This window comes from Hydrocoleum sp. CS-953 (assembly GCF_002260545.1).
In the GTDB taxonomy this organism is placed as follows: Bacteria; Cyanobacteriota; Cyanobacteriia; order Cyanobacteriales; family Microcoleaceae; genus Trichodesmium.
The window spans coordinates 1-7,231 of the sequence record NZ_LGSU01001141.1 but is presented as its reverse complement, the minus strand read 5'-3'; the positions used below and the strand labels follow the sequence as shown (position 1 = coordinate 7,231).

General features: G+C 37.9%; 6 protein-coding genes. 1 reads left to right on the top strand and 5 read right to left on the bottom strand.

Annotation, left to right across the window (positions count from 1 at the left end; all coding sequences use genetic code 11):
- The first annotated feature begins 208 nt into the window (after positions 1-208).
- Positions 209-2,761, top strand: coding sequence for a glycogen/starch/alpha-glucan phosphorylase (locus AFK68_RS17960; protein ID WP_094673948.1), 2,553 nt, complete (start codon positions 209-211; stop codon positions 2,759-2,761).
- A 94-nt stretch (positions 2,762-2,855) separates the two neighbouring features.
- Here AFK68_RS17960 and AFK68_RS17955 read toward each other — a convergent pair whose 3' ends face one another.
- The 5 genes from AFK68_RS17955 to AFK68_RS17935 all read right to left on the bottom strand — a co-directional run bounded on the left by AFK68_RS17955 (position 2,856) and on the right by AFK68_RS17935 (position 5,910).
- Positions 2,856-3,224, bottom strand: a complete 369-nt coding sequence (locus AFK68_RS17955) for a hypothetical protein (RefSeq protein ID WP_210407480.1) — start codon at positions 3,222-3,224, stop codon at positions 2,856-2,858.
- A 121-nt stretch (positions 3,225-3,345) separates the two neighbouring features.
- On the bottom strand, positions 3,346-3,456 hold the full coding sequence (locus AFK68_RS45630) for a PEP-CTERM sorting domain-containing protein (protein WP_371357440.1): 111 nt from the start codon (positions 3,454-3,456) through the stop codon (positions 3,346-3,348).
- A gap of 413 nt (positions 3,457-3,869) precedes the next feature.
- Positions 3,870-4,619, bottom strand: coding sequence for an XDD3 family exosortase-dependent surface protein (locus AFK68_RS17945; protein WP_143438007.1), 750 nt, complete (start codon positions 4,617-4,619; stop codon positions 3,870-3,872).
- The gene (locus tag AFK68_RS17940) at positions 4,620-4,814 is read right to left on the bottom strand and encodes a hypothetical protein (protein ID WP_094673945.1); all 195 of its coding nucleotides are present in this window, start codon (positions 4,812-4,814) and stop codon (positions 4,620-4,622) included.
- Between the two features lie 298 nt (positions 4,815-5,112).
- Positions 5,113-5,910: a creatininase family protein gene (locus AFK68_RS17935; protein WP_094673944.1), complete on the bottom strand. Its 798-nt coding sequence runs from the start codon at positions 5,908-5,910 to the stop codon at positions 5,113-5,115.
- Between the last annotated feature and the right edge of the window lie 1,321 nt (positions 5,911-7,231).

The window sequence follows — 7,231 nt, the reverse complement described above, 5'->3', positions numbered from 1 at the left end:
CAATTATTGAACGGATTTGATATTATTACATTATACTAAAATATTCTTGGTTTGGTCTTGAAATAAATTAATATAACTAAACTTATTTCCATAAGTATTTGCTAAGATTGAGCAAATATGGAACTGACTACTACTAAGTCTTAAAAAGGCTTGTCAATATGGTTTGAGCGTTGTCAATAAATAGTTAAGATTAGTAAATTCTCAAATTATGCAAGAAGTACACCAAGAACAGACTTACACAGAAAAAGTAAAAATTCAAGTAGAAGACGATCGTACAGGTACCAGTCTCGATACCATCAAACGAGCGATCGCCGATAACTTATATTATATACAGGGGAAAGACCTAGAGTTTGCCACCCCCTATGACTATTACATGGCATTGGCATATACAGTGCGCGATCGCCTCCTCCATCGTTACCTAAAAACTACTAAAACCTACTTCAACCAAAACGTCAAGACAGTATATTATCTCTCTGCAGAATTTCTCATGGGTCGTCAACTAGCCAAAAATCTGGTTAACGTTGGCTGTTGGGAAGTAGCGCGTCAAGCCCTAGAAGAATCATGTCTTGAACTGGATGACTTAATTGAAAAAGAACCAGAACCAGGTTTAGGCAACGGCGGTTTAGGTCGCCTAGCAGCCTGTTTCCTTGACTCCCTTGCTACCCTAGAAATTCCAGCAATGGGCTACGGTATTCGTTATGAATTTGGCATTTTCAAACAACAAATTCATAACGGCTTCCAAGTAGAACAACCAGACAAATGGTTAAGTTTTGGCAACCCTTGGGAAATACCCCGCCATGAAGACCAAGTAGAAATTAAACTGGGCGGTTACACCGAAGCTTATACAAATAAAGAAGGTAACTACCGCGTTAGGTGGATACCTGCACGGACAGTAATTGGAATGCCCTATGATACTCTAGTACCAGGCTACAATACCAACACAGTTAATACCCTGCGCCTCTGGAGTGCCAAAGCTAGTAATGAATTTGACCTGCAAATTTTCGACTCTGGCGACTACAACCGCGCCGTCGAAGATAAGACTGTCTCTGAAAATATTTCCAAAGTTCTCTATCCCAATGACAATATCTTCCAAGGTAAAATGTTGCGGTTACAGCAGCAGTATTTCTTTGTTAGCTGTTCTCTACAAGATATCATCCGTACTCACTTATCACGAAACCCCAATTTAGACAATTTCCACGAAAAGGCAGCTATTCAACTGAATGATACCCATCCCTCCATTGGCGTTGCAGAATTAATGAGACTGCTCATAGACGAACATGATCTGGAGTGGGAAAAAGCCTGGAATATTACCCAGAATACTTTTGGCTACACCAACCACACCCTGCTATCAGAAGCTCTAGAGCGTTGGCCAGTTAGTATGTTTGCTACTCTGCTGCCACGACATCTCGAAATTATCTATGAAATTAATTTCCATTTCCTAGAGCAGGTTAAGAAACGCTATCCTGGTGATGATGCGCGTTTAGCAAGGATGTCACTGATAGAAGAATTTCCAGAAAAGCGGGTACGGATGGCTCATTTGGCTTGCGCTGGCGCTCATGCTATTAATGGTGTGGCAGCATTGCATACTCAACTTTTGAAAACAGATGTTTTGAGAGATTTCTACGAACTTTGGCCGGAGAAATTTACGAATAAAACTAATGGCATTACTCCCCGTCGTTGGTTGTTAATTAGTAACCCTAAGTTGGCATTACTAATTACAGATAAAATTGGCAAAAACTGGATTAAGAATTTAGAGGAAATTAAACAACTTGAGCGGTTTATTGATGACCCGGAATTTCGCCATAATTGGAGTCAGATTAAGTATGAGAATAAACAAGATTTGGCTACTTATATTGAGCAAAAGACTGGGGTTGTAGTTAATCCTAATTCTTTGTTCGATATTCAGGTAAAAAGACTCCATGAATATAAGCGTCAACTGTTAAGTGTGCTGCATATTATTACTCTTTATAATCGGATTAAACAAAATCCAGATACAGATATTTTGCACCGTACTTTTATTTTTGGAGCAAAGGCAGCACCAGGTTATTATATAGCAAAATTAATTATTAAATTGATTAATGCTGTAGGGGAAATAGTTAATAATGACCCAGACGTGCGCGATCGCCTTAAGGTAGTTTTTGTCCCGAATTTCTCTGTATCTATTGGTCAGCGAATTTATCCTGCTGCAGACCTTTCTGAACAAATTTCTACTGCTGGAAAAGAAGCTTCTGGTACTGGAAATATGAAATTTTCCCTCAATGGTGCTTTAACTATTGGTACTCTTGATGGAGCAAATATTGAGATTCGAGAAGTTGTGGGAGCTGAGAATTTCTTCTTATTTGGATTGACTGTTGAAGAAGTTAAAGCATTAAAATATGAGGGATATAATCCTGAGCAATACTATACTTCTAACAAAGAATTACGGCAGGTAATTGACCGTATTGCTTCTGGTCATTTTTCACCAGGTAAGCCAAATTTATTTCATCCACTTATAGCATCTTTACTAGAAAAAGATGAGTATATGTTATTGGCTGATTATCAATCATATATTGATTGTCAGGAAAGGGTAAATGAAGCTTATCGCGACCCCGAACATTGGACTCGGATGTCTATTATTAATTCGATTAATATGGGTAAGTTTTCTGCTGACCGTACTATCTGGGAATATTGTCAAGAAATCTGGAATGTTGAGCCTGTGAAAATTGATATGGAAGCATATAGTCAGGAAACAGCAGGTTTACAAAGATATTGTCAGATTTGACAGGACTTACGCAGAACCGTCATATCTAGTAGGGGCAAATGGCATTTGCCCTCTACAGATAGCTTATTATTTAAGCATTTGCGTAAGTCCTGATTTAACTTCCCTGGCGGGAAGTCCCGCGCTCTCCCGCACCTTTAGCGTCGTATGGGAAAGCCAGGGCAAAGATTCGGATACCTCCACAAGCTAAACGTTCATAAGCCGCAAGACATGCTAGGAGGATTTTGTTATTGTAAGCGTCATCACAGGGGGAGGACATCACCTCTGTTAAAACAGCGGTCAGTTTTTGCTGACTGAAGAATCCCGCTTTGTCGCGAATATAGCAACGTCGGGAGTATGTCAATTGATAAGCAACAGTTGTAGGGTGGGCAAATAGGAGGGTTGTTTCATTCTCCCAAAAAGCAGAGTGTGGGAAGTGTGCGAGGTTTGGTTTGGGAAGTAATAAACTCTGAAAAAGTTGATTCAAAACTTTCCCCTGTTTCCGCAGTTCCCCCTCTCTAGTGATGCTTAAAAAAAATAAAGCCAGAAAATAGGCTAAAATATAGATATACGGAGGCTTTAAAAAAGAAAATTTGCAGACCAAAGTCTTATGAACGGCGTGTTTTAAGTCGAGAATAAAGTCCTATGATACCTAAAACTAACAATCCAAGAGTTGAAGCAGGTTCAGGAACATCATTAGGCTCTTGTGTGTAATAGATATCACCAATTCCAAACCAACTTTTTGCGGTTTAGTAAAGAAAAGATCGTAGTTGCACCGAGAAACAATGGTACATTAGCTTGCTTTTTCAAAAATGATAAAGCACCCGTAAAATTCATAGCTTTTCTCCTATTTTTTGAGTTGTGAATATTACTTTTGGAAACTTACGACTAGAAAAATTGAGGCTGAAAATAACAAAATTCTTTCTGACTGACTGAAGCCAGAAAAACTGTATCTACCAAAAATTATATGTTGGGTTTATCCTGCGGATAAGCTACGAATATCGTTCCTCAACCCAACCTACTAGCTGTATCTCATTAATATGAGAAGCTCTGTATAATAAACCCGATTTATTCAAAAAAAACCGGGCTTTTGATAAGAATTGAATATTCAACTTTTACAGAGTAAAAACTATTAACAAACTTGACGCCGACGGCAAACTCCCAAGCCGAAACCTAACATTCCTAAGCCTAATAATACAGAAGGTTCGGGTGTACTTTCTCTTCTATCTGGTTTCTTTTCATCTATAGACAATTCCTCCGGAATATAATCTAAGAAAGCCGTATCAATTATTCCTATTGTGACATCATTATTACATTCTGGATTAATATGATATACCCAATCAAAAAGATTTTCTGGTAAGAGAGAGCGATCGACGCTAAATGCTATTGTTTGGCTGCCAACTGCTCCGAAATAACCAAAATCTAAACCCAAAGCACCAACATCAGACACGAAATTAATATCACCAATTTTAACACCTGAGTTGATAACATTTGGAACATGAGTACCTTGATTAAAATAAGGATCGGAAGCTGCTAAATCTCCATTACTAGGATTTCCTCCATTGTTAGTTACATAATTATTAGAAGCTACTAAATTATTAAATAATAAGCCATTTTCAGTAGCAATAGATTTAGCAGTTACGCTACCAAAAAAACCTAATCCAGATACACCTGAATCATTCTGACTAGCAAAGCGAATAGCCAATAGATTTCCACTACTATTTGCAGCATCAAAACTTGCACCAGTGGGATTAATAATTAAATCGCCATAGGTTGTATGTTTATCATCTGCAAACTGATTATATACACCCCCTAAAGACAAATTAGAATTAATAACAAAGATTAATTCATTAGCAGTTGCTTTGACAGCCGTACTATATATTTAATAATCTGTACCACCAACATTATTATTCTGTATACTGTCATTAAAAGAATCTATGAAATAAGACCAACCATTGTGTAAAACTGAGGCTTGAGCGGGTAAAGAAAATACAGAGAACGGTGTCAAAGTTGCACTGAGAAATAATGCTAAGTTAGTTTGCTTTTTCAAACATGATAAAGCACTGGGAAAATTCATAGCTTTTCTCCTATTTTTTGAGTTCGGAATATTAGAGGTAATGTGGCAAGTCATGGGGAATCATTTCCCATTAGATTAATTATGCTTAATGCTAATGCCTCATTTTACTTGGAAAAACTTTTTTTAGGTTTTTTTATAATACCCCCCTTAAGGATGGGGTTTAAATAAATCAGCTCTAAACTTTTTACCTTTTAAGGCAAAATGTTTTTGGAGGGTTGCTCACCCATCCCCGTTACAACTTCTAACTTCCCAAGTTTTGAGCCGATAAAATCTTACTTTTAACTTTTAATTTTTGACTTTAACTTGGCTGCCGAAACTCATAAATATCCTTAATCACCTGTACCCAACCATCAGTAAAAGCCTCAAGTATCCGATCGCCTTTTTCCTTAGTCGCCACCTTAGCATCACCAAAAACACCACTACGACTCAACTCTCGCGTCAACCAAGCAAAAGGCAAATTTCCCTCCATACTCAACATACTATCTTCTGGCAAACCTTGAGGATATTCGCACACCGCCTTATCCATCCTCACCACATCTGGCAACATGGATAGCATCACGCTAGTTTCAGCATCTCCAGCATGAATACCTAATTCCAATTCTTTCTCGGTCAACAACTCCTCACAAGGATTAGGTACGCGCCAAGCAAAGAGCGGAAATAGTAAAAAATCCTCATATTTTTGGTGCAAGTCTCGTGCCACAATCTCAATGACTTGAGGTTGCCCACCATGGGCGTTTAAAAATACCAACTTACGGAACCCAGAGCGATAGATACTTTCTCCTGTTTCTGTCAAAACAGCCATTAAAGTCTGAGCGGTGAGGGTAATGGTGCCAGGAAAATGCCAATGTTCGTTAGATTTGCCGTAATATTGGGTAGGCAAAGCATAAGCGGGAGTATTCGGATCGAGTTTGGCAAGTGCTTTACCCGTGACATAAGTGGCGATCGCTGAATCAACAATTAAGGGTAGATGGGGTCCGTGTTGTTCGATGGAACCTACTGGTTGAATAATTACTACATTTTCTTTATCTGGCATTGTCTCAATATCTTGCCAGGTGAGATAGGGAAAAAATCTTTCTGGTGGGATGAAATTGTGCATCTTTTTAATCCTATATCGTGTATCGTGCCGTTCTATATATTCTTGTACTAAGTAAAATTCTATTCCTTCTTAGAAGTGAGCAAATAATTTTGGTATTTGGTCTGAGTCTTTGCCTAATTTGTATAGGGTTTCTGCTTCTCTCTCAAACAATTTTTGATCGACAGGCAAAACTCCTGGGTCTGAACTTTTTGGTGATAGATGTTTAACTACCCATTGAGGATTTCCTGGTATATCTAAATCTTCAGCTAAGTAGGTATCTCCAAAACCTCCACTTCCGAGTCAGTCAATAATTTTGTAGTGGTTTCTCAGGATTTTTCCAGACTGTATGATTTTTTCAGTTTTCAGTTATCAGACTTCCTCCCACCATACTGGCTAGCTGGAAAATCAGGTTTTTTGGCCAAATTTATTTGAGTATATATGAGCAAACTTTTCCCATTATCCTTAATAATACCATGTAGAATTTTTTTGTCAATCCCCTTTCTCACTTATAGCAATCAGGAATTCAAATGTGAGAATTTTACTGCGCTCTAAAAATCTCAAATATGGTGGTTATAATCTTCATAAGATACAGTTTTTTCCTTCTTCTCTGTTGCCTGTTGCCTAAAAGTTTACTGAAAAATTAAGGTATAAAGCGTCTCGGTTCATAGAGAAAAAAGTGGTCGTTTGCGAAGCAGTCCGTCAGGATGAGATGGCGTTTCGGCTGCTCGCTGACATGTTTGCGGAGCATTCCCTATACGAAAAAGCGGAGCGGTTCTGCAAGAGCGGGGAACCAGCTCTCTTCAGAGCCACTCCGTTAACACCATATCCAATCGACCAAGAAGAAGAAAAACAATTCCTTTTAGGCAATCCTCTTCTTGATAGAACCCATTTGAGATCTATTGAAAAAGAGAGGGGAAAGATTAGGAAGTAGTGGGAGCATCCTGCTCCCGTGCCATAGGAGTATTTTTTAACCTTTTTTTTAGCAATAATCTTTAATTTTTATTTTACAAATTAGCTAAAACTTATATTCGTCAAGCTGTTCATATTTTCCTGATTTTTTTTTGTACCTATAGATACCAAAAATAGTCATAATAATTATCTATTAATTATCAACAGTAGTTTTAATTGTATAGGAGTTTGCTTGGTCTCAGACTGTATATTTCCCCTTTAGGAATAAGTAAAATCTATTTGTATTGTGATTAACTAAAGATTACTGTCTACCTATCATTTATTACTGATAGTAAATTTTTCTGCATTGTAAATTAGCAGTAAATTCTAGAAAAATACCGATAGAAACTCCCTCAGATTTTAAGCATTCAGCCGTCAGCTATCAGCTATCAGC